Source organism: Yeguia hominis (genome assembly GCF_014384705.1).
GTDB lineage: Bacteria > Bacillota > Clostridia > Oscillospirales > Acutalibacteraceae > Yeguia > Yeguia hominis.
The window spans coordinates 85,736-111,306 of record NZ_JACRSN010000005.1 but is presented as its reverse complement, the minus strand read 5'-3'; the positions used below and the strand labels follow the sequence as shown (position 1 = coordinate 111,306).

Below are 25,571 nucleotides of genomic sequence, written 5' to 3'. Positions count from 1 at the left end.
ATCAAAGCACTTCGGGGGCAAGGCTCAAAATTTTGAGGTAATCTTTGTCACGGAGCTCTCTCGCTACCGGTCCAAAGATACGTGTGCCCCTCGGGTTTTTGTCGTCTTTAATGATGACGGCCGCATTTTCATCAAAGCGGATATAGGTACCGTCATCGCGGCGAACGCCAAAAGCGGACCGAACGATCACAGCTTTGACCACATCGCCTTTTTTTACAACGCCGCCGGGCGCTGCCTTTTTTACGGAAGCAACCACAACGTCGCCGATATTGGCATACCTTCTGTTGGTACCGCCCAGAACGCGGATGCACATAAGCTCCTTTGCGCCTGTGTTGTCGGCAACCTTAAGGTAAGTTTGCTGCTGAATCACGATGCATTCCTCCTTATTTTGCCTTCTCTACGATTTCGACGAGACGCCATCTTTTATCCTTCGAAAGCGGGCGGGTCTCCATCACGCGGACGCGGTCGCCAATTCTGCACTCGTTCTTTTCGTCGTGCGCCTTCAGCTTCACGGTACGCTTGATAATCTTTTTGTAAAGCGGATGCCGGACGCTGTCCTGAATCGCGACTACGATGGTTTTATCCATCTTGTCACTGACTACGCGGCCGACAGCAGTCTTTCTCATAGTTCTCTCGCTCATCATTCATCCTCCCTTCCCTTACGCACGTGCGCCGTCGCCGGCTTTGTTCTCATGAAGAATTGTCTTGACTCGCGCAATATCCTTCTTCACGGCAGAGATGCGCATCGGGTTGTCCAGCTGGTTAATGGCGAGCTGGAAACGGAGGTTAAAAAGTTCAGCTTTGAGGTCTTTCAGTTTCGCTTCGAGTTCTTCATTTGTGAGCTCACGGATTTCCTTGGCCTTCATTACTGCTCACCCCCCGTTTCTTCCTTTTTGATGAATTTGCATTTAACCGGCAGCTTGTTTGCAGCCAGACGCATTGCTTCGCGTGCGGTCTCCTCCGGAACACCGCCGATTTCAAACATCACACGGCCGGGCTTTACAACGGCTACCCAGTACTCAGGGGAACCTTTACCGGAACCCATTCGAGTTTCAGCCGGCTTCTCGGTGATCGGTTTATCCGGGAAAATCTTGATCCAGACTTTTCCGAAACGCTTGCAGTAACGCGTCATCGCAATACGGGCGGCCTCGATCTGGTTCGAAGTAATCCAGGACGGCTCCAGCGCCTGCAGGCCGAAATCACCGTATGTCACCTTGTTTCCGCGCAGGGCCTTACCTGTCATGCGGCCGCGGTGTACTCTGCGGTATTTTACACGTTTAGGCATCAGCATAATTACTTGGCGCCTCCTTCCCGACGGGGCTTGCGGTTGTCTTGAAGGACCTCGCCCCTGTAGAGCCATACTTTCACGCCGATGCGGCCGTAAGTGGTCGCGGCCTCGGCGAATCCATAATCGATATCCGCGCGCAGCGTCTGCAGCGGGATCGTACCGTCGTGGTACTGTTCCGTACGTGCAATTTCAGCGCCGCCAAGACGTCCGGCAACCTGGGTTTTGATACCCTTTGCGCCGAGCTTCATCGAACGGCCGATGCACTGTTTCATAGCACGGCGGAACGAAATGCGCTTCTCAAGCTGCTGTGCAATATTTTCTGCAACGAGCTGTGCGTTGAGATCCGGCTGTTTGATTTCCACGATGTTGATCGCAACCGGTTTGCCAAGCATTTTTTCGCACTGCAGGCGAAGTTTCTCAATTTCAGAACCGCCTTTGCCGATTACCATGCCGGGCTTTGCGCAATGGATATGAATGCGGACGCGGGATGCGTCGCGTTCAATTTCAATCTTCGGAACACCAGCCGGTGCAAGCTGTTTCTTCAGCGTTTTGCGCAGGTTGTAGTCTTCAACAAGCGTGTCGCCGAATACGTTGTCCTTCGCGAACCAGCGGGAATCCCAATCTTTGATAACACCCACTCTAAGGCCGTGGGGATTGACTTTCTGTCCCATAATTTACCTCCTCCGCTTATTCTTTTTCCTTGAGCACAAGGGTGACGTGCGACGTTCTCTTCAGGATCCTGTATGCGCGTCCCTTTGATGCCGGGCGGATTCTCTTGAGGATCGGGCCAGGACTTACAAAGCACTCTGCAACATAAAGCTTCGTCACATCCATGTTGTGATTGTTCTCGGCGTTTGCAATTGCAGACTTCAACAGTTTTTGTAAATCTTCGCATGCAGCCTTCGGGGTATGCTTCAGAATCGCCATAGCGACATTAGCAGGCTTGTTGCGAATCAAATCCAGCACAATTTCAACCTTGCGCGGGGAAATACGGGCATATTTCAAATGCGCCCTTGCTTCCATGCTGTACACACTCCTTTCGGCCGTTATTTACCAGATGTTTTGCTTCCGGCGTGCCCTCTGAACGTTCTCGTCGGGGCAAACTCACCGAGCTTGTGGCCGACCATATCTTCAGTAACATATACCGGAACGTGTTTGCGTCCGTCGTGGACAGCGATGGTGTGTCCAACGAAATCCGGGAAGATCACGGAAGCCCTGCTCCAGGTCTTGACGATTCTCTTCTCGCCGGCCGCGTTCATTTCTTTAATCCTTTTCAGCAGCACCGGCTGTACAAAAGGACCCTTTTTAATACTTCTGCTCATAATTCAAAGCTCCTTTCCGCACGCCTTATTTGCCGTTTCTGCGCTTCACGATATATTTATCGGAGCGGTTATGATGCTTACGCGTCTTGTATCCGAGGGTCGGTTTGCCCCACGGCGTTACAGGACCCGGACGGCCGATCGGGCTCTTGCCTTCACCGCCGCCGTGCGGGTGATCGCACGGGTTCATAACAGAACCGCGCACGGTCGGGCGCCAGCCCATGTGGCGTTTCCGGCCTGCTTTACCGACCTTGACGTTTTCGTGGTCGATGTTGCTGACCTGGCCGATCGAAGCGATGCATTTATCCGGAACATTCCGCAGTTCACCGGACGGGAGGCGGAGCAGCGCCATGCCGTTTTCTTTTGCCATCAGCTGTGCCATGTTACCAGCGGAACGGGCGATCTGTGCGCCTTTTCCGGGATACATTTCCACATTGTGGACAAAGGTACCGGTCGGGATATTTGCAAGCGGAAGGGTGTTGCCCGGCTTGATGTCCGCGCCCGTGCCGGAAACAACTTTGTCGCCGACTTTCAGGCCGTGCGGCGCTGTGATATAGCGCTTCTCGCCGTCTTCATATTCCACAAGCGCGATAAACGCGGAGCGGTTCGGATCGTATTCGATCGTCTTGACCGTCGCAGCCATATCGAGCTTCTGGCGTTTAAAATCGATGATCCGGTATTTCTTGCGGTTGCCGCCGCCACGGTGGCGAACCGTAATCCGGCCATAGCTGTTGCGCCCGGACTTGTTCTTGAGCGACTTGAGCAGGGATTTCTCGGGACCGCCCTTGGAAAGACCCGAATAGTCCGTAACTGACATATTCCGTCTTCCGGGAGTCGTCGGTTTATAGTTGATAATAGCCATTTCGATTTCACACTCCTCTTACTGGATTACGGAATTAGATCATGCCCTCGAAGAACGGGATCGCCTTGCTGCTTTCCGCAAGCGTCACAATCGCTTTCTTCCAGCTTCTTGTGTAGCCCTGGCTTCTTCCCTGGCGGCGAAGATGTCCGCGGACGTGCATGGTATTGACCTTCTGAACCTTTACGTCAAAGAGCGCTTCCACCGCATGGGCGATATCAATCTTTGTCGCATCCTTGGCAACCTCAAACGTATATTTCTTCGCGCCGATGCCGGCCATGGATTTTTCAGTAATGATGGGGCGGATGATGATATCCTGTGCTGCCATTATGCATACACCTCCTCGATCTTCGCCACAGCATCCTTCACGACGATGAATTTGTCGGCGTTGAGGATATCGTAGACGTTCAGGGTGTTGACAAGCGCAGTCTTCACGCCGGGGATGTTGCCCGCAGAAGCGATGACCTTCTTGTCGTTTTCGGAGAGTACGATCAGCGCCTTTTTCTCAGAGCCAACTGCTTTGAGCATCGCGGCGATCTTCTTTGTTTTATACTCATCCATGCTGAGGGAATCCAGCACGATCATCTCGTTGTCGCGAACCTTGGAAGAGAACGCGGACTTCATCGCGAGACGGCGAACCTTGCGGTTTACCGTGTAGCGGTAACAACGGGGCTTCGGCGCAAATGCGATGCCGCCGTGCGTCCACTGCGGAGCGCGTGTGGAGCCCTGGCGAGCACGTCCTGTGCCCTTCTGTCTCCACGGCTTTTTGCCGCCGCCGGAAACTTCGCTTCTTGTCAGCGCGGACTGTGTGCCCTGACGCTGGTTCGCAAGATAATTCTTTACCAAATCGTGCATGACGGAGACATTCGGCTCAATGCCGAATACGGCGTCGCTGAGGTTCATTTTCTCAACTTCCTGGCCGTTTATATCCAATACTGCAATTTCAGGCATTCTAAGTTCCTCCTCTCCTTATGCTTTCACACTGTCGCGGATGACGACGATGCCGCCGTTCGGACCCGGAATCGCGCCTTTGATGGCGATCAGGTTGTTTTCAGCGTCAATCTTGACAACCGTCAGATTCTGTACGGTCACTTTCTCCGCGCCGAGGTGCCCAGCCATTTTGAGGCCCTTAAATACACGGGAAGGGCTGGAGCACGCACCGTTGGAACCGCCGTGACGGCCAACCGGGCCGGTACCGTGCGTTTCCTTCAGGCGGCCAAAGTTCCAGCGCTTGATCACGCCGGCATAACCCTTACCTTTGCTCACGCCGGTGACGTCTACCTTGTCGCCGTTTGCGAAGACGTCCGCCTTAATGAGGTCGCCCACATTGTAGCTGTCGATGTTTTCCACTCTCAGTTCACGCAGTGTTCTCTTCGGCGCAACGTCCGCTTTGTCAAAATGACCTTTCAGCGGCTTGGTTACCTTGTGCGCCTTCAAATCGCCGTAACCGATTTGAATTGCTGCGTAGCCGTCGTTTTCCACCGTTTTCTTCTGCGTTACTGCGCAGGGGCCGGCTTCTACGACTGTTACGGGAACGACTTTCCCGTTCTCGTTGAAAATCTGCGTCATGCCGATTTTCTTGCCAATAATACCTTTTTGCATTGTGTTACCTCCTGTTTCGGTTATTGGTTGACGCATTCACGCCAACATGACCTCGTCCGCAAGCGAACAAAATCAGAGCTTGATTTCGATCTCTACGCCGGCGGGGAGTTCCAGACCCATCAACGCTTCTACGGTTTTGTTGGAAGGTCTGAGGATGTCGATAAGTCTCTTGTGCGTACGCATCTCAAACTGCTCACGGCTGTCTTTGTACTTATGAACAGCGCGCAGAATGGTGATGATCTGCTTCTCTGTCGGCAGCGGCACCGGACCGGAAACCCTTGCGCCTGTGCGCTTTGCCGTCTGAACGATCCGCTCTGCGGAACGGTCGACAAGCTGATGATCGTACCCTTTGATTCTTATCCTGATTTTTTCTTTGACTGCCACGTTCATCGCCTCCTTAAAATGTTGGCGGGCGGCGTTTTTTACGGAACACTGTGCCGGGTGTTTCTTAATCCGGCATAAAAAATCCGGATAGGCTTGTCTACCGACAAGCGCATCCGGGTTTTGTTCCTGAAAAACGTCCGGACAAGCAGAAAACACAGCGGATCACGCACGCAAAAAGGGTTGCGCGGATATCACATTCTCTGCACGTCCAAAGATTTTCGCCCGGTTTAAAATCGGACATACTCCACGGAAAAACCGGCCGCTGATGGGCCGCAACCTCCCGCTTCATCGCATATCTGTCGCAGTCGTGCCTAATTATCTTATCACAAAGGCATGCATATTGCAAGTGTTTTTTTTGAATTTTTTCCGCTTTTTATCGGACTTTTTTCGACTAGAACCACAGGGCGAAATTTTTCTCTTTATCGGTTGTCTTCCGCATAAAAAATTCCGTTTTGATACCGAATTTTTTGCATCAGGCCCACAAGGCGCACCGTTTCGGCAAGCGGCATAACCGGTGAGTCGCAGATTCCGGCGCCGATCATATCGGCAGCATGCATAAACTGATAATGATGCCCCTCATTCTCCGGCGCATAGCTGTATTCTTTCACACCGGTTTTCTTTCCGTACACCGTAAAGTGCGTAGGATGATAGTATTCCGGAATTACGACGCTTCCTTCCGACCCGAAAACGATTGCCATATCCTGATTTGCGCAGTCAAACGCACCCATCAGCTGCGCTGTCGCGCCGCCGGAATACTGGAGCTGCACGGCAATGTGCTCATCCACGCCGGTCGGCGCCAGCGTACAGACGCTTTGCACCGACTCCGGTTCCGATCCGAGCAGCATCGAACAAAAAGAAATCGGATAAATGCCGACATCCAAAAGCGCACCGCCCGCCAAATTTCTTGCATACAGCCGATCTTCCAGCCCGACCGCACTTTTAAAGGACATACTTGCCGTCACGTGGCGAATTTCTCCGATCACCTTTTCCTTTAAAAGCAGCCGGCGCAAATCATACATTGCAGGAAAGAACCGCGTCCACATGGCCTCCATCAGAAACACGCCGTTTGCCTTTGCACAATCCGCCATTGCCTGCGCTTCCGCTTCCGTTATGGCAAACGTCTTTTCGCACAGCACATGTTTTCCGTGTTCCATGCAAAAGATTGCGTTCTCCATATGGAAGTTATGCGGTGTTGCGACATAAACCAGATCCACTTCGGGACACGCCACCATTTCCTCATAACTCATGGCGTATTTTGCGTGATATTCCGCCTGCGCTGCTTTGGCGCGTTCCGGAGAGCGCGAGGCCATCCCGATCAGCGCGCAGTTCTCTGCATTGTGAAAGTCCTGCATCACCCGATGAACAATCCGTCCCGGCCCCATCATGGCGACGCCTAATTTCCCATCCTGCATGGTTTCTGCTCCTTTCTATGCACACAAGTTCTTTTTTTCATTATATACAGTTTCTTTCTTCAAACGCAAGATGAAAATCCGGTTTGTACACTGTATTTTTCAGCCATTGACGGGCTTTGCGGCAAATCGTATAATAAATTGCAGAAAAAACATCCGGGATCTCTTTCCGGAAACTCGTATTTGTCACCTAACATTCACAAAGCCGGCGTACGGTAAAGACATTGGACACGCTGAAGGAGGGATTTCTGTGTATCATCTGCTTGTTGTCGATGATGAAGAAAAAATCCGTGCATTAATTCGAAAGTATGCCGTTTTCGAGGGCCATACCGTAACGGAGGCTGCCAACGGCATGGAGGCCGTCACACTTTGCCGTGCACGGCCTCACGATTTCGATCTGATTATCATGGATGTCATGATGCCGGAACTGGACGGATTTTCTGCTGTCCGAGAAATCCGCAAGGTCTGTTCCGCGCCGGTCCTGATGCTTTCCGCACGCGGAGAGGAATACGACCGTATTCATGGATTTGAACTCGGCATTGACGACTATGTGGTCAAGCCGTTCTCCCCAAAGGAACTGATGATGCGCGTGAGCGCCATTATGAAGCGGACGCACGCAAAGCAAAATTCCGATCAGCGAAACGTCGTGCATTACGAAGGGCTTTCCATCGATTTCACCGGCCGGATTGTAGAAGTCGACGGCGTGCGCGTCGATCTTTCCCCGAAAGAATATGATCTGCTGTTTTACATGGCCTCTAACCGCAACATCGCCCTGACACGGGAACAGCTCATCACCAACGTCTGGGGATATGATTTCTACGGAGACGACCGGACGCTCGACACCCATATCAAACTGCTGCGCAAGCGGCTTGGGCCATACAGTAAATTTATTGTCACACTTCGAGGAGTGGGGTATCGTTTTGAAGCATAAAAATCGAATTGGAATCCGGTGGCGCGTGTTGGGAAGCTTTGCCCTGTTTACCGTCATTATTCTGGCGCTGCTCTGGATCTTTCAGACCTCTTTACTCGGCGCCTTTTACCGAAACATCAAGATTCGGGAAATTCGCTCTGCAGCCACAGAGCTTGCCGGCTCCATCGACCAGGAGGACCTCTCTCTGCTGGCGGAAGAGCTTTCTGCGCAAAAACAGATCAATATTCTGATCACGACGGACTACGGAAAAACCGTGGCCAGCGCCAAATGTTCTCCAAACAGCGTCATTCATAATGGCTGGTCCATTCAATACGCCGCCATTTATGCGGAAACCGCGCAGAACGGCGGAATGGTTTTTCAGCAGTACAACACCATGACCCATGGCGCCCCGCAGGAAAGTTCGCCCGAAAACATGGTGCTTGCCAAAACGCTGACCACACAGGACGGCAGTCCGCGCCTGATTCTGCTTCATTCCAATCTGACGCCCGTCGACGCCACTGTCAACACCTTGCGCGTACAGCTTTGCTGGATTACCGTCGTGATGCTTCTGCTCTCTTCTTTGCTTGCATTCTTTTTAACCTCCCGGATTACCCGCCCGATTGTGCGGATCAATGACGCCGCAAAAATTCTGGGCACCGGCAATTACAATGTCATTTTTGATGAATCTGGGTACCGGGAGATCTCTGAACTTGCACATACGCTTAACTACACCGCCCGGGAACTCGGCAAAGTCGAATCTCTGCGCCGAGAGCTGATTGCGAATGTCTCACACGATCTGCGAACGCCGCTGACGATGATTTCCGGTTACAGCGAAGTGATGCGGGATATTCCCGGTGAAAACACGCCGGAAAACATTCAGATTATTATTGACGAAGCCAAACATCTGACCGGGCTTGTCAACGATATGCTGGATCTTTCAAAGCTGCAGTCCGGTACGCAGACACTCAGCATTTCCCGTTTCTGCCTGACCGATACCCTCCGGGAAATTGTAAATCGCTATCAAAAAATGGCGGATTACGACTTTCAGTTTGAATCTGACGGAACTTATATGGTCGAAGCCGACATTCTGAAAATTTCACAGGTTATCTATAACCTGATTAACAATGCCATCACGCACAGTGGGGAACGGCACTGCATCACGGTCCGGCAAAGCCTGCACGATCATGCCGTCCGGGTAGAAATTATCGATAAAGGACCTGGCATTCCCCCGGAACAGCTCGGAGAAATTTGGGATCGCTACTATAAAGCCAACCGTAACGGCGAAGCGGCGCGAATGGGAACCGGCCTTGGGCTTTCTATTGTAAAGGCCGTTTTGGATCTGCACAATGCAGCCTATGGCGTGCAGAGTGAAGTCGGAAAAGGCAGCGACTTCTGGTTTGAGCTGCCTTGTGCGCCATCTGAGCCGAAGCCCTTGCCGCCGGAAACGCCGGACGCTTCAGCCCAGACCTAAACCGCCGCGATTCTGTTCACGAAAAAAAGACCGCCTGCCCCCACGGTTTCGAGGAATCGGCGGTCTTTCTGTTTGTTCTAATTTTTTATTTAAGGAAGCAGATTCCCATACATAATCGCTTTCGGACAGGAATCGACGTCCTTTCCGCAGGTCAGTTTTTCTGCTGCATCAGCGCATAAGCTTCTTCCGGCTTCGGGATGCTCGGAATTGCACCGTTCTTTGTTGTAGAAAGTCCGGCCATCGCATTGGCAAACTCGCAGATTTCAGCAAGCTCTGCCGCAGTTAGGTCTTCCGGATTTTTGCCGCTGTCCAGCACCTTGCTCATCGCAGTGCCGCCGAAAATATCGCCTGCTCCGTTTGTATCGATGGTCGGCAGCTCAATGAACGACGGGGAAAAATCGTAGACATTCCGGTTGCAGTAATAGCAGCCCTTCTTTCCGCAGGTCAAAAACACCAGCTTGACGCCGCAATCGGAAAGCAGCCATTTGGCGCCGTCCTCCAGCGAACCGTCATAGAGCATTTCCAGCTCTTCTTCGCTGATTTTTACAACATCGGCATGCTGGACACCCCAGCGCATCTGCTCGACTGCATCCGCTTCCTGTTTCCAGAGCGGCGGACGGTAGTTGGGGTCAAAGCTGATCCAGGCGCCGGATTTGCGTGCAATTTCAATTGCGGATCTGGTTGCGCTCCGCGCGGGATCATCGGTCATAGAAATGGTTCCAAAATGGAAAACCCGCGTATGCGTCAGTTTTTCCGTATCCAGTTCTTCCGGCGTCAGCATCATATCCGCACCCGGCTTGCGTGCAAAGGAAAAATTGCGGTCTCCGTGTTCATCCAGCGTAACAAAAGCCAGCGTGGTAAACACCGACGCATCCTCAATCACACTGCTGACGTCCATACCGGCGTCGGAAAGCGTCTTTTTAATCTGCGTACCGAAAGTATCCTTTCCGACTTTTCCGATAAACGCCGTTTTCTTTCCGCAGGCTGTAAGAGCTGCCAGAAAATTTCCCGGTGCACCGCCCGGAATCGCGTGCAGGATGGAATTTCCCGCTTCACTGACGCCTTTGGGGGTAAAGTCAATCAAAAGCTCCCCTAATGCTACGACATCATACATCTGCTACTCCTCCTTCAAGTGCCGAATAGAGCACATTTCTTTTTTCAGTATGCATATTCATAGTAACACAAAACCCACTAAAAAAGAAGTCCCGAAAATGAAATTCTGCAAATTTGTAAAATGCCCTGTACAGCCTTTTCGTTTTTTGCTTTTTATGGTATGATGGAAACAGCAAAGGGCAACATCGCAAATTTTCCTGTTTATCCGCCCTGGTTCATTGGGTAATTTTTCCGGAGGATTTCCATGCAAAAACACTTTTCAGTCCGACGTGCAAAAATTTGGACTGCGGTACTGGCCGTGGTCTTTTTGTTTTGTCTGATAATCGTTTTGGTAATTCGCGGCGGCGCATTTTCAAAAACATATACTGCAACCGGCTATGTGATGGGGTCTTATATGCAGCAGACCATCTACAGCCGAGACGGCGAAGCTGCTGCTGCAGACGCACTAACCCGGGCTGCCGAAACAGAGGCGCTCATCTCGTGGCGTGTGGAAGATTCCGACATTCAGAAGCTCAATGCTGCGGCCGGAATTTCTGCGGTTCCGATCCATGACCGGACGCGCTCTATTTTAGCAGCCGCACTGGATGTCGCCGAACAGTCCGGCGGCGCGTTTGATCCCACCATTCTTCCGGTCAGTTCTTTATGGAATTTTGACGGAGAGGTTCATGCCGTCCCCAGCGCAGACCAAATTTCCAAATTTCTGCCCTGCGTTTCTTACCAGAATCTGACGCTGTCGTCGGATCAGGCTTTTTTGCAAATAAACGGCAGTGCCGTTGACCTTGGCGCTGCCGGAAAAGGCGCTGCCTGCGACGACGCGATTGCCGCCTACCGCGAACAAAACGCAGCCGGCGCGGTAGTCTCTGTCGGCGGAAGCATCGGCCTCTATGGGCAAAAGCCGGATCATACCGTCTGGACCATTGCCGTACGGGATCCGCGCGGAGAAGATCTCTCCGCGCAGCTCGGTACACTGGATCTCCCCCTTGGAAAAACAGAATCGCTCTGCATTTCGACCTCCGGCAGCTACGAAAAAGCCTTCACACAGAACGGCGTCACATATCATCATCTTCTGGACCCCAAAACCGGATACCCGGCCAAAAGCGGACTAGTCTCTGTGACGGTTCTGCATGAAAGCGGACTTTACTCCGATCTTCTTGCGACTGCCTGCTTCATTCTCGGCGTGGACGCAGGCTGTGATTTATTAGAGACTTATGGGGCCAGTGGGATTTTCGTCACAGAAAGCGGAGATGTTCGGCTTTTTGGCGAGCTTGCCTTTACGCTTACCGCCGAAGGATACCACCTGATCGGAGAGAGATGAGCGATGCGGACACTTTTTCGGAAGTCGGACCTTTTTCTGTTATTGAGTTTACTTTTTACCGTATTCTTGTTATTATTAATACTTATAAAGCCCAAACAAAGCGCTTGCGCTGCCGTAATTGAACAAAACGGCAATTTGGTGCGGGAAGTGGATTTATCCACCCTGAAGGCCACCGAAACACTTGCGCTTCATGGAGATTTTCAGATTCGCCTGCTGCTGGAGCCAGATGGGGTTTCCTTTCTTTCTTCCGAATGTCCAGACCAAACCTGTGTTCGGACCGGAAAACTGACCAGGCCGGGGCAATCCGCAGTCTGTTTGCCTGCCCGGGTTTCTGTCTATTTAAAAGGAAGCAGCCAAACCCAGGACGCAATCACCGGTTAGGAGGAATGCCTTTTGTCAAACGGACGTCTTCCTAAAACCAGCCCGTTTTCCGCATCGTTTCTTGCGCTCAACGGTCTGCTCGGCGCGTTGGCGCTCGTGCTCTCTGCACTGGAAACGCTGCTGCCCGCAATGCCGTTTTTGCCGCCCGGTGCAAAGCTTGGCCTCTCCAATCTTGCTACCATGTATGCTGCAGGCTGTATCGGCCTTTTTCCCGCGCTTTGTATTGCTGTGATGAAAGGACTGTTTGCCGGTCTGCTCCGCGGAATAACCGCGATGCTGATGAGTCTTGCCGGCGGCATTTGCAGCACGCTTATCATGTGGGCTGTTTCCCGGCGTGATCGATTCGGCATGATCGGCGTCGGTATTTTGGGCGCACTGGCACATAATGCCGCGCAGCTTTTGGTAGCCTGGGCGCTGACTTCGGCCGCTGTTTTCTGGTATACGCCCGTTTTAATTTTGTTTAGCTTACTGACCGGCACCGTCACCGGCGTTCTGCTCCGGGTTGTGATGCCGTTGCTCAAGAAACTTTCATAAAAGGAGGAAAGAACATGGAATCTGGATTTCCCTCCAAGCCGTATAAAATTCACGGCGGTGCAAATGTTCCACACCACAAAAACACAAGCCGGCTTCCATCCGTGACGATGCCCGCGCCGAAACAGGTTGTTATTCCCATGCAGCAGCATGCCGGCGCACCCTGTACTCCGCTTGTAAAAAAAGGGGACCACGTCTATCGCGGACAAAAAATCGGCGACAGCAGCGCCTTTATCAGTGCGCCGATTCATGCAAGCGTCTCCGGCACCGTCTCGGCGATCCAGCAAGTGATGCTGCCCGGCGGGCAGGTCTGCGACGCCATCGTCATCGACTCCGACGGATTCATGGAATCCTCTCCGGATCTGACGCCCCCCATTGTCAGCAATACGGCGGAATTCACCGCTGCAATCCGGGAATCCGGTCTTGTCGGGCTCGGCGGCGCCGGGTTTCCTGCGCACGTAAAGCTCAATATTCCGCCGAATAAGAAAATCGACACCATCATCATCAACGCGGCGGAATGTGAACCTTATGTCACCTCTGACCACCGCGAAGCGATTGAAAGTCCGCGCGCTGTTCTGGAAGGCATCTACGCGCTTAAAAGCATTCTCAATATCAACCGCGTTATCATTGCCGTAGAAGACAACAAGCCGGACGTCATTGAGGCTTTGAAAAAAATCGCGGATAATACCGATCACGATCCAAACAACGAGGTGCGGATTCTCCCGCTCAAATCGAAATATCCGCAGGGCGCCGAAAAAGTGCTGATTAAATCCTGCACAAACCGCGAAGTACCGCCGGAGAAGCTTCCGGCAGACGTTGGGTGCCTTGTGATGAATATTACTTCGGTCGCATTCCTTGCAAATTATCTCAAAACCGGCATGCCGCTTGTTTCCAAACGAATCACGGTAAGCGGGCCGGCAATTGCCTCCCCGAAAAACGTCATCGTGCCGATTGGCACACGAATTTCCGATCTGATCGATTTTTGCGGCGGATATGCGCTTCCGCCGAAAAAACTTCTCATGGGCGGCCCGATGATGGGGCTTGCCATTACCGACGATCAACTTCCGGTTTTAAAGCAAAACAATGCCATCCTCGCTTTTGGAGAAAAGGATGCCGTCCTGCCGAAGCCGACCGCCTGTATCCGGTGCGGACGCTGCGTTGCCGGATGCCCGATGAATCTTGTCCCGACCATGCTCGAAAAATATGCAGAGCAGAAAGACCTCGAAGGGCTGGAAGCCTACGGCGCCATGGTCTGTATGGAATGCGGCACCTGTGCGTTTAACTGTCCGGCAGGCCGGCGGCTGGTGCAGGCCATTCGTCTTGGAAAAGGCCTTTTGAAGGCTGCGGCAGCAAAAAAGAAAGGATGAGTGGTATCGTTTGGATAAATTGATTGTTTCTTCTTCGCCCCACCTGCGAGAGGGAATCACAACCCGCCGCATTATGCTGAACGTCATCATTGCACTGATTCCTGCCATCATCGCATCTGTCGTGATTTTTGGCCCGCGCACGCTTCTGGTTTTGGGCGTCTCTGTCCTCTCGTGTGTATTGAGTGAATACATATCCCGAAAAATCATGAAGCGCGACAATACCATCGGGGATTTGAGCGCGATTGTGACCGGAATTTTGCTCGCTTTTAACCTGCCGGTTTCCATCAACCTTCTGATAGCAGCGTTTGGCGGAGTTATCGCCATCGTCGTTGTCAAACAGCTTTTCGGCGGCCTCGGGCAGAACTTTGTCAATCCTGCGCTGACCGCGCGTATTATCCTGATGAACTCTTTCCCCACAAAAATGACCACTTGGACCGGCGCGTTTTCCTATCTCAGCCAGACCGACGCCACGACTACCGCGACGCCGCTGAGCATTTTAAAAGAAGGCTCCGGCGAGGCACTCCCGGATCTGATGGAACTCTTTATCGGGACGCACAGCGGTTGTCTCGGGGAAACCTGTGCCTTTGCACTGATCATCGGCGGAATTTATCTCATCGTACGCCGGATTATCAGCCCGGTCATTCCGCTTTGTTACCTCGGAACCGCTGCTGTGATTTCTCTGATTGCCGGACGAAATGTTCTCGTGGACCTTCTGACCGGCGGACTGCTTCTCGGCGCAATTTTCATGGCAACCGATTATACCACCTCGCCCATCACCCGGAACGGACGCATTCTTTTTGCAGTCGGATGCGGATTCTTAACCATGATGATTCGAATTTTCGGCGCTCTGCCGGAAGGTGTTTCCTACTCGATTATCCTGATGAATATTCTGGTTCCGCTGATCGAACGAGCAACCCGCCCGAAGCCTTTCGGAAAGGAGCGTGCGCATCGTGAAGCTTAATGGAAAAGAGGTTCTCAGGCCGACGCTGGTTCTGTTCCTCATCTGCTTACTGACCACGCTTGCGCTTGCAGGCACCAATCTGCTCACAAAAAACCGCATTGCACAGCAGGAGCTTCTCGCAGAGGAGGAATCCCGCCAGGTCGTTCTGCCGCAGGCGGAAGTCTTTGAGGAAACAGACGGGTATGTGATCGGCAAAACAGACAGCGGAGAAACCGCCGGATATATTTTTGTAACCGAAGCCAAAGGCTACGGCGGCACCATCAAGGTGATGACCGGTATTTCTTCAAACGGCACGGTAACCGGCGTCAAGATCCTCTCTCACAGCGAAACCGTCGGACTCGGCGCTAATGTAGAAAAGGACAGCTTCCTTTCTCAGTACAACCAGGCCCTGCCGCAATCCGGGTTTTCGGTTATCAAAGGCGCTACTGCCGGAGACGGACAGATTTCCGCTGTAACCGGCGCGACGATCTCCAGCAACGCCGTCACAAAGGCTGTAAACGAAGCGCTCACGCAGTATTCGGCAATTTCGGGAGGTGAATGAGATGGCGAAACCGCTTTTGAAAGAATTTACCAAAGGTTTGATTAAAGAAAATCCGGTGCTCCGGCTTGTACTCGGCGTGTGTGCAACGCTGGCCGTAACGACCGCTGCAAGCAACGCGATTGGAATGGGAGCCGCTACGACCTTTGTCCTTGTCTGTTCCAATGCCGTCATCTCTGCGCTGCGGAAGGTTATTCCGGACAAAGTTCGAATTCCTGCGTTCATCACCATCATTGCAGGATTTGTGACGATTGTGCAGCTTTTCATCAAGGCGTTCTCTCCGGATCTCGACAAGGCGCTGGGAATTTATCTGCCGCTCATTGTCGTCAACTGCATTATCCTTGGACGTGCAGAAATGTACGCAAGCAAAAACCGTCTTCTCCCTTCGATTTTAGACGGTCTCGGCATGGGAGTCGGATTTACGGCTGCGCTGCTCTGTATGGGGATTATCCGCGAATTTTTCGGAGCCGGTTCTCTCTTTGGCTTCCCCATTCTCTCCCGATTTATGGATCCCATTTTGATCTTTATTCTTCCGCCGGGCGGATTCTTTGTCTTTGGCATTCTGATTGCCATTGCCAACAAGCTTGCCGGAGACGGCAAAAAGGCTGAACTCGGCGGCTGTGACGCTTGTCCGCTGTGTGGAAACTGTTCCAAGCTGGCCGGCAAGCCGGACGCGTCTTGTGAAAAGGAGGATGAGATATGATTCCAGGACTTGTATCCATCTTTCTCGCCGCAATTTTGACAGAAAACTATATTTTAAGCAAGTTTTTGGGAATCTGCCCCTTCCTGGGAGTTTCCAAAAAGCTCAATACCGCAGTTGGAATGAGCCTTGCCGTTACGGTCGTGATGGTGATCTCCACCGCGGTTACCTGGCCGCTTTACACTTATGTGCTGGTTCCGCTGCGTCTCGAATATCTGCAAACCATCGTCTTTATTTTGGTTATCGCCGCACTGGTACAGCTGCTGGAAACCGCCATGCGCAAATATATGCCGCCGCTCTATCAGTCACTCGGCATCTATCTGCCGCTGATCACGACAAACTGTGCCGTTTTAGGTGTTACCATGCTGGTCATCGAGAAGGGGTCTGCCGATCCTACCTTTGGATATCTCCAATCCCTTGTCAATGCATTCGGATCGGGCATCGGCTTTCTCGTTGCGATGGTCATTTTTGCAGGAATCCGGGAACGGTTTGAAAAGAATGACGTTCCCGCGTTTCTCAAAGGTCTGCCGATCACACTGATTGCAGCTTCCTTGGTCGCGGTTTCATTCCTCGGATTCCAAGGCATCGTATAAGGAGGGAAGATCTGACATGAATGAAATTTTGATTCCCGTCCTGATTGTTGCCGGAATCGGCCTGATTGCCGGAATTTTGCTTGCAGTCGCCTCGATCATCATGGCTGTTCCGAAAGACGAAAAAGCAGCAGCTGTTCTGGAACTTCTGCCCGGCGCCAACTGCGGCGCCTGCGGGTACTCCGGATGCAGCGGTTATGCCGAGGCGCTCGCCAAAGGGGAGGCCAAGCCCGGCCTTTGTTCCCCCGGCGGCGCGGAAACTGCTTCTAAAATTGCTGCGCTGCTTGGAGAGGGCGATGTCGCGGTGGAATATCACGCCGCACTGGTTCACTGTACAGGCAGCTACGATTACACCACAGACAAAATGATTTACGACGGCCTGGAAAGCTGTGCGGCGGCGGCCCAGCTTTCCGGCGGCACTGCAAGCTGCCGATTCGGCTGTATGGGTCTTGGAGACTGCGAAAAAACCTGTCCCTATCACGCGATTACGGTATGCAACGGACTTGCCGTCATCCATCCGGCCCGCTGCCGAGGCTGTTCCCTCTGTGTTGCGGCATGTCCCAAAAAACTGATTTCCCTTGTTCCGGTCAAGCCGCAGGCTGTCGTCCGGTGCGCAAGCTGTGACAAAGGCGCCGTTACAAACAAGGTCTGCAAAATCGGCTGCATCGGTTGTATGAAATGCACGAAGGTCTGTGAAACCGGCGCGATCAAAGTCGAACAGTTTCACGCGTCTGTGGATCCGCAAATCTGTACGGCCTGCGGAAAATGTGTAGAAGCCTGTCCGCGCAATTGTATTTCCCTGCTGTTTGCCCAGGCTGTGTCCCATACAGAAACGGATGATTGTACAATATGAAAAAGTTCATCAAAGAATTCGGCGCCTTTATCAATCGCGGCAATGTCTTTGATATGGCTGTCGGCGTGATCATTGGTGCTGCGTTCGGAAAAATTGTCACCTCGCTCGTTGAAAACATCATTACGCCTGCAATCTCGATGATTACCGGGAAGGTCAATATTGCTGCTCTGGCCGTCACCCTTCCTGCAAAAGCGGCGGACGGAACTCCAATCGTACTGGCATACGGCGCATTTTTGCAGTCCGTTATCGATTTTCTCATCATTGCACTGTGCATCTTCTTTATGATTAAAGCCATTGGAAAACTGCATCTGAAAAAAGAGGAAGAAAAAGAAGCCGCGCCTGCGGAACCGACAAAAGAAGAAGCCCTTCTGACGGAAATCCGCGATCTTCTCGCTGCGCAAACCGCCTCTTCTGACGCAGATGACGCAGACTCTGCGCAGGGATAACACCTTTGAAAAGCGAATTACAAGTAAAAAAGGACTTGGATCCTGCTCCGTGCAGATTCCAAAGTCCTTTTCTCTATTTATAAAGCCGGCCATTGTTCCTTCCGCCATTTGCGGCCCGATTCCTAAACCGGGTCGGCGCGGTTTCGTTTCCGTCCCCTGACTTTTAGCTGCCAGTCATATGCTCTCTATCGGGGGCCTTACGCCTTTTTGGGGAAAACAGGCACTGATCCATCTGCTTTCCGGCAAACCGCCTTACCCGATCCGGTCTTTGCTTTCGCATCGCCGCCGCTTACTCCTCCAAAAGAAGCCCGATCGGACAATGATCGCTTCCCAGCATATCCGCATAAATCAGGCTGTCCTTTAGCTGCGGCCGCAGACGCTCCGACGCCAAAAAATAGTCGATCCGCCAGCCGGTATTCTTTTCCCGCGCATGGTACATGTAACTCCACCAAGTATAGGCATCCCGCTTCTCCGGATAAAACACCCGAAATGTATCGAGAAATCCGGAGGCCAGCAATTCCAGCATTTTCCCGCGTTCTTCATAGGAGAACCCAGCATTTCCGATATTGCTCTTCGCATTTTTTAGGTCGATTGGAAAGAGCGCCACGTTCATATCTCCGCAAATAACGACCGGCTTCTTTCGGTCAAGTGTTTGCAGATATGTACGGAACGCGTCTTCCCAGGCCATCCGGTAATCGATCCGTACAAGGTCACGCTGCGCATTGGGCGTATAGACCGTCACGAGGTAAAACTCCGGAAATTCCAGCGTGATGCTTCTGCCTTCTCCGACGTGCTCCGGATCTCCGATATCGTACGAAACCGAAAGTGGTTCCCGTTTGGAAAAAACAGCCGTCCCGGAATATCCTTTTTTCTCCGCCGAATTCCAAAACTGCAGGTAACCGGGAAGCGATTCTGTAAATTGTTCCTGCTGCATTTTGGTCTCCTGCAGACAAAAAACGTCTGCATTCTCTGCATAAAAGAAGTCCAGAAATCCCTTTCCGATACAAGCCCGCAGGCCATTCACATTCCAGGAAATCAGTTTCATCCTATTTCCCTCTTTTCACTGAATTTTTCACATGGAATTCCCGCAGGATTCCGTTTTCTATTCGGACTTTGCAATCCGTTTTAGAATCAGAGGCCGGCGTTCCGGCTGCTGCGATCCAATCTGATAGGCCGACCGCAAAAGGGGTTCCGCTTCCGCTACAAAACGTTCCTCGGCAGTCTCCATTACCGCCAGCACCTCCCCGGCACGCACTGCGTCTCCCGTTTTCCGGAGCAGCCAAATTCCGGCACTGTGGTCTATCAAATCCTCTTTTTTGATCCGGCCTGCGCCGAGAATCATGGCGGCTTCCCCACAGGCTTCCGCGTTCATATGGGTAATATACCCGTCTCTGTCCGAAAATAATTCGTGTTTTACCGGCGCGCGGGAAAAGGTTTCGGGATGCTGCAGATAGGACGCATCTCCGCCCTGCGCAGACACCATATCGCAGAGTTTTTGCAGCGCCGCACCGCTCTCCAGTGCCTTGCGCGCCGCCGCCCTGCACGATTCGATGGTATCCCCGGCACCGGCAAGCAGCGCCATATTCGAGGCAAGTTCCAGGCAGAGCACGGTCAGATCCTGCGGGCCATGGCCGCGAAGCGTCTGACAGACCTCCAAAATTTCCAGTGTATTGCCGATCGCATTCCCGAGCGGGACATCCATATCGGTTACCAGCGCAATGGTTTCCCGACCGACAGAACGTCCGATTTCCACCATTTCCCGGGCTAACATCTCTGCATCCTGCTGCGTTTTCATAAATGCGCCGCTTCCGGTCTTGACATCCAGCAGAATTTTATCCGCACCGGCGGCAAGCTTTTTGCTCATGATGCTTGAGGCAATCAGCGGAATACTTTCTACCGTAGCCGTCACGTCCCGCAGTGCATAGAGCTTTTTGTCTGCGGGATCCAGGTTGCCGCTCTGCCCGACGACACTCAGTCCGGTCTTCCGGACCACATCAAAGAATTCCTCCCGGCTGAGTGCTGTACGCAAGCCGGGGATGGATTCCATTTTGTCTACGGTACCGCCCGTGTGTCCAAGACCCCGTCCGCTCATCTTGGCCACCGTCACCCCGAGCGCAGCTGCAATCGGCGCTGCAATCAGCGTCGTTTTGTCGCCGACGCCGCCGGTGCTGTGTTTGTCGACTTTGATTCCCGGTAAACTGGAGAGATCCACCGTATCGCCGGAATGCTCCATCGCCATAGTGAGCGCAGACGTCTCGCGCCGGGTCATGCCGCGGATGCAAATCGCCATCAGCAACGCGGTGATCTGATAATCCGGGATGCTCCCATCTGTGACGCCGGAGATGAAAAACTGAATTTCTTCCTTTGTCAGTTCTTCCCCTTCCCGCTTTTTCGCAAGAATTTCATACATTCTCATGCTGACTTTCCCCTTTCAGGCTTCCCGATCCAAAGGCCATCGGTAACAGTTCGCAAAACCGCAAAACTGTCCAATGTTCTGCCGAATCCGGCAGAATAATTTGAAAATCGGGCCCGCAAAACTCCGCCATGACCTGACGGCAAATGCCGCAGGGCGGACATGCCGCATGCGGATCCTCTGTTTCCTGTGCCCCAACAACCGCAATTGCGGTAAAGTCCCGTTTTCCTTCACTGACCGCCTTTACAAATGCGGTGCGCTCTGCGCAAATCGTCGCAGGATAGGAGGCGGACTCCACATTGCAGCCGGTATAGACGCTTCCGTCTGCACACAAAAGCGCCGCGCCGACTGCAAAGCCGGAATACGGGACATAGGCCTGGCGTCGTGCCGCAAAAGCCGCCTGCACAAGTTCTTTCTGTTCCACAGGCTCACCCTCTTTCGCACACAACGTCCAGTGCAGTTTCGATCATTTGCGCAAAGCCGGTTTCCCGGGCTTCTGCCGGAAGACCTTCTCCGCGCAGCGGACAATCGGAAACCGTCAGCATACACAGCGCGCGCTTTCCAGCCCGTGCGGCATTCATATAGAGGGCTGCCGCTTCCATTTCCACTGCAAGGACACCCATTTTCTGCCACACAGAGAGATCGTTTGCGTCTTCAACATAAAACAGATCGGAGGAAAGCACATTGCCGACCCGATAGGGAATTTCTTTTTTCTCTGCGCATGCCGCTGCTTTTCTGAGGAGGGAAAAATCCGCAATCGGCGCAAAAGTGCCCGGCAGATGGAACTGCGCTCCATAATGGGAATCCGTGCATGCGCCAGCAGCTAAAATCACATCCCGCAGCGCAACCTCTTCTGCAATTCCTCCTGCAGAACCAACGCGGATCACGGTTTCGACATCATAAAAATGAAACAGCTCATACGTATAAATCCCAATGGAGGGCATGCCCATTCCGCCACCCATCACAGAAACCGGCGTTCCCTGGTAGGTGCCGGTATATCCGAGCATATTCCGGACCGTATTGAAGCAGCGCACCTCCGACAGATAGGTCTCCGCAATAAATTTTGCCCGCAGCGGATCTCCGGGCATCAGGACAGCCGGTGCAATTTCTCCGTATTTTGCGCCGTTGTGCGGCGTAGGCGTTTGAGACATAAACGTCCTCCTTTCGAGATGGTTCCTAACATTTTTGTTGCGAGCCAAATTTCGGGCTCGCTCTCATTATTGCCGCCGCGCCGTGTGCAGCACGGCAAACATTGAGGTTATTATGCTCCTGCAAAATGTTCTCAATCGGCAATGCGGCGCATTGACCGGCGGCCTTGCCGCCGCGCCGTGTGCAGCACGGCGAACATTGAGGTTATTATGCTCCTGCAAAATGTTCTCAATCGGCAATGCGGCGCATTGACCGGCGGCGTTGCCGCCGCGCCGTGTGCAGCACGGCGGACATTGAGGTTATTATGCTCCTGCAAAATGTTCTCAATCGGCAATGCGGCGCATTGACCGGCGGCGTTGCCGCCGCGCCGTGTGCAGCACGGCGAACATTGAGGTTATTATGCTCCTGCAAAATGTTCTCAATCGGCAATGCGGCGCATTGACCGGCGGCCTTGCCGCCGCGCCGTGTGCAGCACGGCGGACATTGAGGTTATTATGCTCCTGCAAAATGTTCTCAATCGGCAATGTGGCGCATTGACCGGCGGCGTTGCCGCCGCGCCGTGTGCAGCACGGCGAACATTGAGGTTATTATACTATACCCCACGCAAAACTACAATTTGAAAGCGAAAAAATTTTCATTTGCCCCCTGAAAAGCACGGCAGCAAAAAGGCCTCCCCTTGCAGGAAATCCTGCAAAAGAAGGCCTTTTTCTGTTCGGTTATGGCTTTGCGTTTTCAAATTTTGTTTTGGCCTGCTGAATTTTATCCTGCTCTGCCGCAGGCGTTTGGTACCATCCCTGCTTTTTCATTTCGTCAAACACCTCTGCCTGAATCTTGTGTTCGTCGTTGAGCATGCGCATAAACGCATCCCGCACATTAGGGGTCGCACATTCATTCGCAAAGGTATTGTAGCCATCCGTGATATGCTTTTGTGAAGACAGCAGGTCGTCAAACAAATCCCGTTCCTGAAAGTTTGTCTCGTTCATGTTCCTTCTCCTTTACTGATTCTGCAGCATGGAATACAGCGCCTCATAGTGGGTTTTGTGTTTGCCTGCAATCGCTTCACATTTCTGCCGAAGCTGCGGGTCGCTGCATAACTCTGCATACATCCGGCATTTTGCCACCAACAGCTTTTCACTGTTCAGCTGATCCTCAATTGCAGTCAGTTCCTTTGCAGTCAATGCCATTTTCAGTCCTCCTTTTTTCTTTATCTTGTCCGTGTCCCCGCGCAATATGCGCCTGTGTCAGAAAACTTTGCGTTTCGGATGCAGCTTATGTAGCTCTCCGGAAACGCTCTCCCCCTTCTAATCCAAAACTGACCGATAAAGCCTGATCGACCTGTGCCATGGCGCTCCGATCCAAACGGCCCATTCGTTCTTTTAAACGATGCTTATCGATGGTCCGCACCTGCTCCAGCAAAACAATGGAATCTCTGGACAGCCCGGAATCGGATGCATTTAGCGAAATGTGGGTTGGAAGGTTGGCCTTTGCGCGTTGACTGGTAATGGCAGCCGCAATGACGGTCGGACTGAACCGGTTTCCGATGTCGTTCTGAACGATCAATACCGGGCGGATTCCTCCCTGTTCCGATCCGACAACCGGGCTTAAATCTGCATAATAGATATCGCCTCTTCTGATATTCACGCCATTCACGCTCCGAATCATTTGGGTATCTGGAATCGATAAACGGTTCCGCTGTAACTATTGTTACCGCAAACCAACATGTTTAATCACGCCGGAGAAAAAATCCGTGTTTCCTGATACCCCATAGTATTACGGCTGCGAAGCGGTTGACTCTGCATGCAAAAATCCCGCAGATTTCGGTTGCGTTTCGAAAATCTGCGGGATTTTTCATGTGAATTTATGAGGCGCTTTCCGGCGTTCCGGCATCCGGTGTCTGAAACACAAATTGTTCTCCGGAAACGGTCACCGACTGCAGCGCACCCGTGCCGTCTGTCTCCAGCAAAAATGCAGTTCCGTCAGAAAGCGTGCCGGAAAACCCGGATTCTGTTTGCGTCAGCGCGCCGGCCGAAGCGGTTTCCAACACTTCCAACAGCATGCCGGCCGGGCCAGGCAGCGCAGGAATTTCCGCAGAAAGTGCTTCGTACTGAAGGGTATTTCCCGAAAGGAAGCAAAAGCCTCTGAGCGCCTCCGGATCTGTAACTGTCAGAGACGTTTGCTGCGGGTCCCTGCTTAGGATCCCACGAAAGGTCCCTGCTTCTGTTTCCCACACGACCGGGCATTCCGAAAAAGTCAAAATCGGCTCTGCCGGCGGTGCGGGCACATCCGGAGCCGCCTGGCATGCGCCCCCAAAAAGCAGGATCCCCATGGCACAAAAACAAATTTGGCCTCTGCGCCGGATGCTTTTCCAAAAGAAGTTCAAACCATCATCTCTCTACCGCAAGAAAGATTTCCGGCAGCAAGTTCACAAGATCGGTCGGCAGCATCGCGTGTTCCGAATAGCGTTCTGCACAGCGGTCGCCAGCGAGGCCATGCAGATAAGCGCCTGCGGCGGCGGCAATGGTGGGATCCATTCCTTGGGCCAAAAGCGCAGCGATCATGCCGGCAAGCACATCTCCGCTGCCGCCTTTTGCCATACCCGGATTTCCGGTCGTGTTGAGAATAAGTTCCCCGTCCGGCGCGGCAATCACCGTTCCTGAGCCCTTGAGCACCACGACGGCATGCAGCTGCTGTGCAGCTTTCGCCGCGCAGTCGATTCGATCTTTCTGAACTTCCTCTGTGCGCAAATCCATCAGCCGAGCCATTTCGCCCGGGTGCGGCGTAAGCACCACCGGAGCCTTGCTGTTTGCTACCATATCTATGTTTTCCGAAGCAAGATTTATGCCATCCGCATCCAAAAGAACCGGGCAAACCGCCTCACGCAGAACCAATTGGAGCAATTCGCGTGCTGCAGGACGTTTCCCGAGCCCGCAGCCGATCAGCACCGCCGTTGCTTTGGAAAGCGCCATGCGGATTTCTTCTCTGCACTCCGGCAAAAACGCGCCGTCCGCATCCGTCCGATAAAGCGTAAAGACAGGTTCTGTCAGACGGGAAGAGACAATCGGATAAATCGATTCCGGCAACGCCATCTGGACAAGCCCCGTGCCGCATCGAAGCGCCGCAGCGCCCGCCATCACCGCGGCGCCTGCCATTCCCACGCTTCCGCAGATACAAAAAAGTTTTCCGTAATCGCCTTTGTTGCTGATCGCCGGGCGCGGCGGAAACAGCGCTTTGATTTCCGGCACCGAATAGACGGAAAGCGCCGGACGGAATCCGGCAATCATCTGTGCTGGAATTCCGACGGAGGAAACCACCACTTCCCCGCAGAAGTCCCGGCCAGGTGCAAGCACATGAACCGGCTTATAGGTGGAAAAGGTCACCGTATAATCCGCACAGACACATTCTCCGAGCACCGCGCCGTTGTCGCACTGCGCACCGCTGGGCAAATCGAGAGACACCCGAACCGCGCCCGAAGCATTCATTGCCCGGACAAGCGAAATCAGATCCGCCGGAATGCTCCCGTGAAACCCAAAGCCAAACAGGCCGTCTAAAATATAGTCCGCAGCGGCAAGCAGCTGTTCAGCCGTTTGTGCGCTTTCGCGGTAGTCAATCACATAAACGTCCTGCGGCATCACTGCAAATGCTGCTGCCGCAAGACCGGACGCAGGCCGTCCCTGCGCCAGAATGACCGTAACTTTTACGGAAAGTTCCGTCAGCAACCGTGCGCAAACATATCCGTCGCCGCCGTTATTGCCCTTTCCGCAAACAATCACAGCCCGTTTTCCCAAAAGATCAAATTTTTTCCGCATCAGACGAACCGCTGCCGCACCGGCATTTTCCATCATACCGGACAGCGGAATCCCGGCCGCCGCCGCTTTTGCCTCCAACGCGCGAATCTGTGCGCCGCTCAGTACTTTCAACACGGCTTCCCCCTTTATCCTGCTTTTTGTTCTGCCGAACAATCCTATTTTAAAA

Annotated in this window: 35 protein-coding genes; 12 read left to right on the top strand and 23 right to left on the bottom strand. The window is 52.9% G+C overall.

Annotated elements, in window-relative coordinates; all coding sequences use genetic code 11:
- Window position 1 precedes the first annotated feature (1 nt).
- From rplN to IAG03_RS04720, 13 genes are all read right to left on the bottom strand, one after another.
- Window positions 2-370 carry a 50S ribosomal protein L14 gene (rplN, locus tag IAG03_RS04780; protein WP_249318679.1) on the bottom strand — a complete coding sequence of 123 codons (369 nt, stop codon included), beginning with the start codon at window positions 368-370 and terminating at the stop codon, window positions 2-4.
- Between the two features lie 13 nt (window positions 371-383).
- A complete protein-coding gene (rpsQ, locus tag IAG03_RS04775) occupies window positions 384-641 on the bottom strand; it encodes a 30S ribosomal protein S17 (RefSeq protein ID WP_249318677.1) in 258 nt (85 codons plus the stop codon).
- Between the two features lie 18 nt (window positions 642-659).
- Window positions 660-866 (bottom strand): 50S ribosomal protein L29, encoded by a 207-nt coding sequence (gene rpmC, locus IAG03_RS04770; RefSeq protein ID WP_249318676.1) that lies wholly within the window; start codon window positions 864-866, stop codon window positions 660-662.
- On the bottom strand, window positions 866-1,291 hold the full coding sequence (rplP, locus tag IAG03_RS04765) for a 50S ribosomal protein L16 (protein WP_249318675.1): 426 nt from the start codon (window positions 1,289-1,291) through the stop codon (window positions 866-868). The genes rpmC and rplP overlap by 1 nt, the downstream gene beginning before the upstream one ends.
- A gap of 2 nt (window positions 1,292-1,293) precedes the next feature.
- Entirely contained in the window at window positions 1,294-1,959 is a 666-nt protein-coding gene (rpsC, locus tag IAG03_RS04760) for a 30S ribosomal protein S3 (protein ID WP_249318674.1), read from the bottom strand.
- Between the two features lie 16 nt (window positions 1,960-1,975).
- Window positions 1,976-2,311, bottom strand: a complete 336-nt coding sequence (gene rplV, locus IAG03_RS04755; RefSeq protein WP_249318672.1) for a 50S ribosomal protein L22 — start codon at window positions 2,309-2,311, stop codon at window positions 1,976-1,978.
- 23 nt (window positions 2,312-2,334) lie between these two features.
- On the bottom strand, window positions 2,335-2,610 hold the full coding sequence (gene rpsS / locus IAG03_RS04750; protein WP_249318671.1) for a 30S ribosomal protein S19: 276 nt from the start codon (window positions 2,608-2,610) through the stop codon (window positions 2,335-2,337).
- 25 nt (window positions 2,611-2,635) lie between these two features.
- Window positions 2,636-3,469 (bottom strand): 50S ribosomal protein L2, encoded by an 834-nt coding sequence (gene rplB / locus IAG03_RS04745; RefSeq protein WP_249318670.1) that lies wholly within the window; start codon window positions 3,467-3,469, stop codon window positions 2,636-2,638.
- 34 nt (window positions 3,470-3,503) lie between these two features.
- A complete protein-coding gene (gene rplW, locus IAG03_RS04740) occupies window positions 3,504-3,794 on the bottom strand; it encodes a 50S ribosomal protein L23 (protein WP_249318668.1) in 291 nt (96 codons plus the stop codon).
- Complete coding sequence (rplD, locus tag IAG03_RS04735) at window positions 3,794-4,417, bottom strand: 50S ribosomal protein L4 (protein WP_249318667.1); 624 nt, start codon at window positions 4,415-4,417, stop codon at window positions 3,794-3,796. Before rplD ends, rplW begins: the two co-directional genes overlap by 1 nt.
- A gap of 18 nt (window positions 4,418-4,435) precedes the next feature.
- The gene (rplC, locus tag IAG03_RS04730) at window positions 4,436-5,068 is read right to left on the bottom strand and encodes a 50S ribosomal protein L3 (protein WP_249318666.1); all 633 of its coding nucleotides are present in this window, start codon (window positions 5,066-5,068) and stop codon (window positions 4,436-4,438) included.
- Window positions 5,069-5,140: 72 nt separating this feature from the next.
- Complete coding sequence (gene rpsJ, locus IAG03_RS04725) at window positions 5,141-5,452, bottom strand: 30S ribosomal protein S10 (protein WP_249318665.1); 312 nt, start codon at window positions 5,450-5,452, stop codon at window positions 5,141-5,143.
- A gap of 419 nt (window positions 5,453-5,871) precedes the next feature.
- The gene (locus IAG03_RS04720) at window positions 5,872-6,864 is read right to left on the bottom strand and encodes a Gfo/Idh/MocA family protein (protein WP_249318664.1); all 993 of its coding nucleotides are present in this window, start codon (window positions 6,862-6,864) and stop codon (window positions 5,872-5,874) included.
- 247 nt (window positions 6,865-7,111) lie between these two features.
- Here IAG03_RS04720 and IAG03_RS04715 point away from each other — a divergent pair, with 247 nt between their 5' ends.
- Both IAG03_RS04715 and IAG03_RS04710 read left to right on the top strand, forming a co-directional pair.
- Window positions 7,112-7,792, top strand: coding sequence for a response regulator (locus IAG03_RS04715; RefSeq protein WP_249318662.1), 681 nt, complete (start codon window positions 7,112-7,114; stop codon window positions 7,790-7,792).
- Complete coding sequence (locus tag IAG03_RS04710) at window positions 7,782-9,242, top strand: sensor histidine kinase (RefSeq protein ID WP_249318661.1); 1,461 nt, start codon at window positions 7,782-7,784, stop codon at window positions 9,240-9,242. Before IAG03_RS04715 ends, IAG03_RS04710 begins: the two co-directional genes overlap by 11 nt.
- Before the next feature lie 151 nt (window positions 9,243-9,393).
- On the opposite strand, the gene IAG03_RS04705 is transcribed toward IAG03_RS04710, so the two are convergent.
- A complete protein-coding gene (locus IAG03_RS04705; protein ID WP_249318660.1) occupies window positions 9,394-10,356 on the bottom strand; it encodes a carbohydrate kinase family protein in 963 nt (320 codons plus the stop codon).
- Between the two features lie 243 nt (window positions 10,357-10,599).
- On the opposite strand from IAG03_RS04705, the gene IAG03_RS04700 reads away from it, so the two are divergent.
- The 10 genes from IAG03_RS04700 to mscL are packed head-to-tail and all read left to right on the top strand — an operon-like array spanning window position 10,600 to window position 18,037.
- Complete coding sequence (locus tag IAG03_RS04700; RefSeq protein WP_249318659.1) at window positions 10,600-11,670, top strand: FAD:protein FMN transferase; 1,071 nt, start codon at window positions 10,600-10,602, stop codon at window positions 11,668-11,670.
- Between the two features lie 3 nt (window positions 11,671-11,673).
- On the top strand, window positions 11,674-12,051 hold the full coding sequence (locus IAG03_RS04695) for a NusG domain II-containing protein (protein ID WP_249318658.1): 378 nt from the start codon (window positions 11,674-11,676) through the stop codon (window positions 12,049-12,051).
- 12 nt (window positions 12,052-12,063) lie between these two features.
- Window positions 12,064-12,585 carry a Gx transporter family protein gene (locus IAG03_RS04690; protein WP_249318657.1) on the top strand — a complete coding sequence of 174 codons (522 nt, stop codon included), beginning with the start codon at window positions 12,064-12,066 and terminating at the stop codon, window positions 12,583-12,585.
- A gap of 14 nt (window positions 12,586-12,599) precedes the next feature.
- A complete protein-coding gene (gene rsxC, locus IAG03_RS04685) occupies window positions 12,600-13,949 on the top strand; it encodes an electron transport complex subunit RsxC (protein ID WP_249318656.1) in 1,350 nt (449 codons plus the stop codon).
- Between the two features lie 10 nt (window positions 13,950-13,959).
- On the top strand, window positions 13,960-14,910 hold the full coding sequence (locus IAG03_RS04680) for an RnfABCDGE type electron transport complex subunit D (protein ID WP_249318655.1): 951 nt from the start codon (window positions 13,960-13,962) through the stop codon (window positions 14,908-14,910).
- Window positions 14,900-15,451: an RnfABCDGE type electron transport complex subunit G gene (locus IAG03_RS04675; protein WP_249318654.1), complete on the top strand. Its 552-nt coding sequence runs from the start codon at window positions 14,900-14,902 to the stop codon at window positions 15,449-15,451. The genes IAG03_RS04680 and IAG03_RS04675 overlap by 11 nt, the downstream gene beginning before the upstream one ends.
- Window position 15,452: 1 nt before the next feature.
- Window positions 15,453-16,151 (top strand): electron transport complex subunit RsxE, encoded by a 699-nt coding sequence (gene rsxE, locus IAG03_RS04670; RefSeq protein ID WP_249318653.1) that lies wholly within the window; start codon window positions 15,453-15,455, stop codon window positions 16,149-16,151.
- On the top strand, window positions 16,148-16,741 hold the full coding sequence (locus tag IAG03_RS04665) for an electron transport complex protein RnfA (protein ID WP_249318652.1): 594 nt from the start codon (window positions 16,148-16,150) through the stop codon (window positions 16,739-16,741). Before rsxE ends, IAG03_RS04665 begins: the two co-directional genes overlap by 4 nt.
- Window positions 16,742-16,757: 16 nt before the next feature.
- On the top strand, window positions 16,758-17,591 hold the full coding sequence (locus IAG03_RS04660) for an RnfABCDGE type electron transport complex subunit B (RefSeq protein WP_249318651.1): 834 nt from the start codon (window positions 16,758-16,760) through the stop codon (window positions 17,589-17,591).
- Window positions 17,588-18,037 carry a large-conductance mechanosensitive channel protein MscL gene (gene mscL / locus IAG03_RS04655; protein ID WP_249318650.1) on the top strand — a complete coding sequence of 150 codons (450 nt, stop codon included), beginning with the start codon at window positions 17,588-17,590 and terminating at the stop codon, window positions 18,035-18,037. Before IAG03_RS04660 ends, mscL begins: the two co-directional genes overlap by 4 nt.
- Before the next feature lie 289 nt (window positions 18,038-18,326).
- On the opposite strand, the gene IAG03_RS04650 is transcribed toward mscL, so the two are convergent.
- The 9 genes from IAG03_RS04650 to IAG03_RS04610 all read right to left on the bottom strand — a co-directional run bounded on the left by IAG03_RS04650 (window position 18,327) and on the right by IAG03_RS04610 (window position 25,516).
- Entirely contained in the window at window positions 18,327-19,082 is a 756-nt protein-coding gene (locus IAG03_RS04650; protein WP_249318649.1) for an exodeoxyribonuclease III, read from the bottom strand.
- Between the two features lie 57 nt (window positions 19,083-19,139).
- A complete protein-coding gene (locus IAG03_RS04645; protein WP_249318648.1) occupies window positions 19,140-20,453 on the bottom strand; it encodes a pyrimidine-nucleoside phosphorylase in 1,314 nt (437 codons plus the stop codon).
- A complete protein-coding gene (locus IAG03_RS04640) occupies window positions 20,440-20,874 on the bottom strand; it encodes a cytidine deaminase (protein ID WP_249318647.1) in 435 nt (144 codons plus the stop codon). Before IAG03_RS04640 ends, IAG03_RS04645 begins: the two co-directional genes overlap by 14 nt.
- Window positions 20,875-20,878: 4 nt before the next feature.
- On the bottom strand, window positions 20,879-21,601 hold the full coding sequence (deoD, locus tag IAG03_RS04635) for a purine-nucleoside phosphorylase (protein WP_249318646.1): 723 nt from the start codon (window positions 21,599-21,601) through the stop codon (window positions 20,879-20,881).
- A 714-nt stretch (window positions 21,602-22,315) separates the two neighbouring features.
- Window positions 22,316-22,582: a spore coat protein gene (locus tag IAG03_RS04630; RefSeq protein ID WP_249318645.1), complete on the bottom strand. Its 267-nt coding sequence runs from the start codon at window positions 22,580-22,582 to the stop codon at window positions 22,316-22,318.
- Window positions 22,583-22,594: 12 nt separating this feature from the next.
- Window positions 22,595-22,783 (bottom strand): spore coat protein, encoded by a 189-nt coding sequence (locus tag IAG03_RS04625; protein WP_249318644.1) that lies wholly within the window; start codon window positions 22,781-22,783, stop codon window positions 22,595-22,597.
- 85 nt (window positions 22,784-22,868) lie between these two features.
- Complete coding sequence (locus IAG03_RS04620) at window positions 22,869-23,240, bottom strand: type II toxin-antitoxin system PemK/MazF family toxin (protein ID WP_249318643.1); 372 nt, start codon at window positions 23,238-23,240, stop codon at window positions 22,869-22,871.
- A gap of 217 nt (window positions 23,241-23,457) precedes the next feature.
- Complete coding sequence (locus IAG03_RS04615) at window positions 23,458-23,880, bottom strand: hypothetical protein (RefSeq protein ID WP_249318642.1); 423 nt, start codon at window positions 23,878-23,880, stop codon at window positions 23,458-23,460.
- A gap of 103 nt (window positions 23,881-23,983) precedes the next feature.
- On the bottom strand, window positions 23,984-25,516 hold the full coding sequence (locus IAG03_RS04610; protein WP_249318641.1) for an NAD(P)H-hydrate dehydratase: 1,533 nt from the start codon (window positions 25,514-25,516) through the stop codon (window positions 23,984-23,986).
- Window positions 25,517-25,571 lie beyond the last annotated feature (55 nt).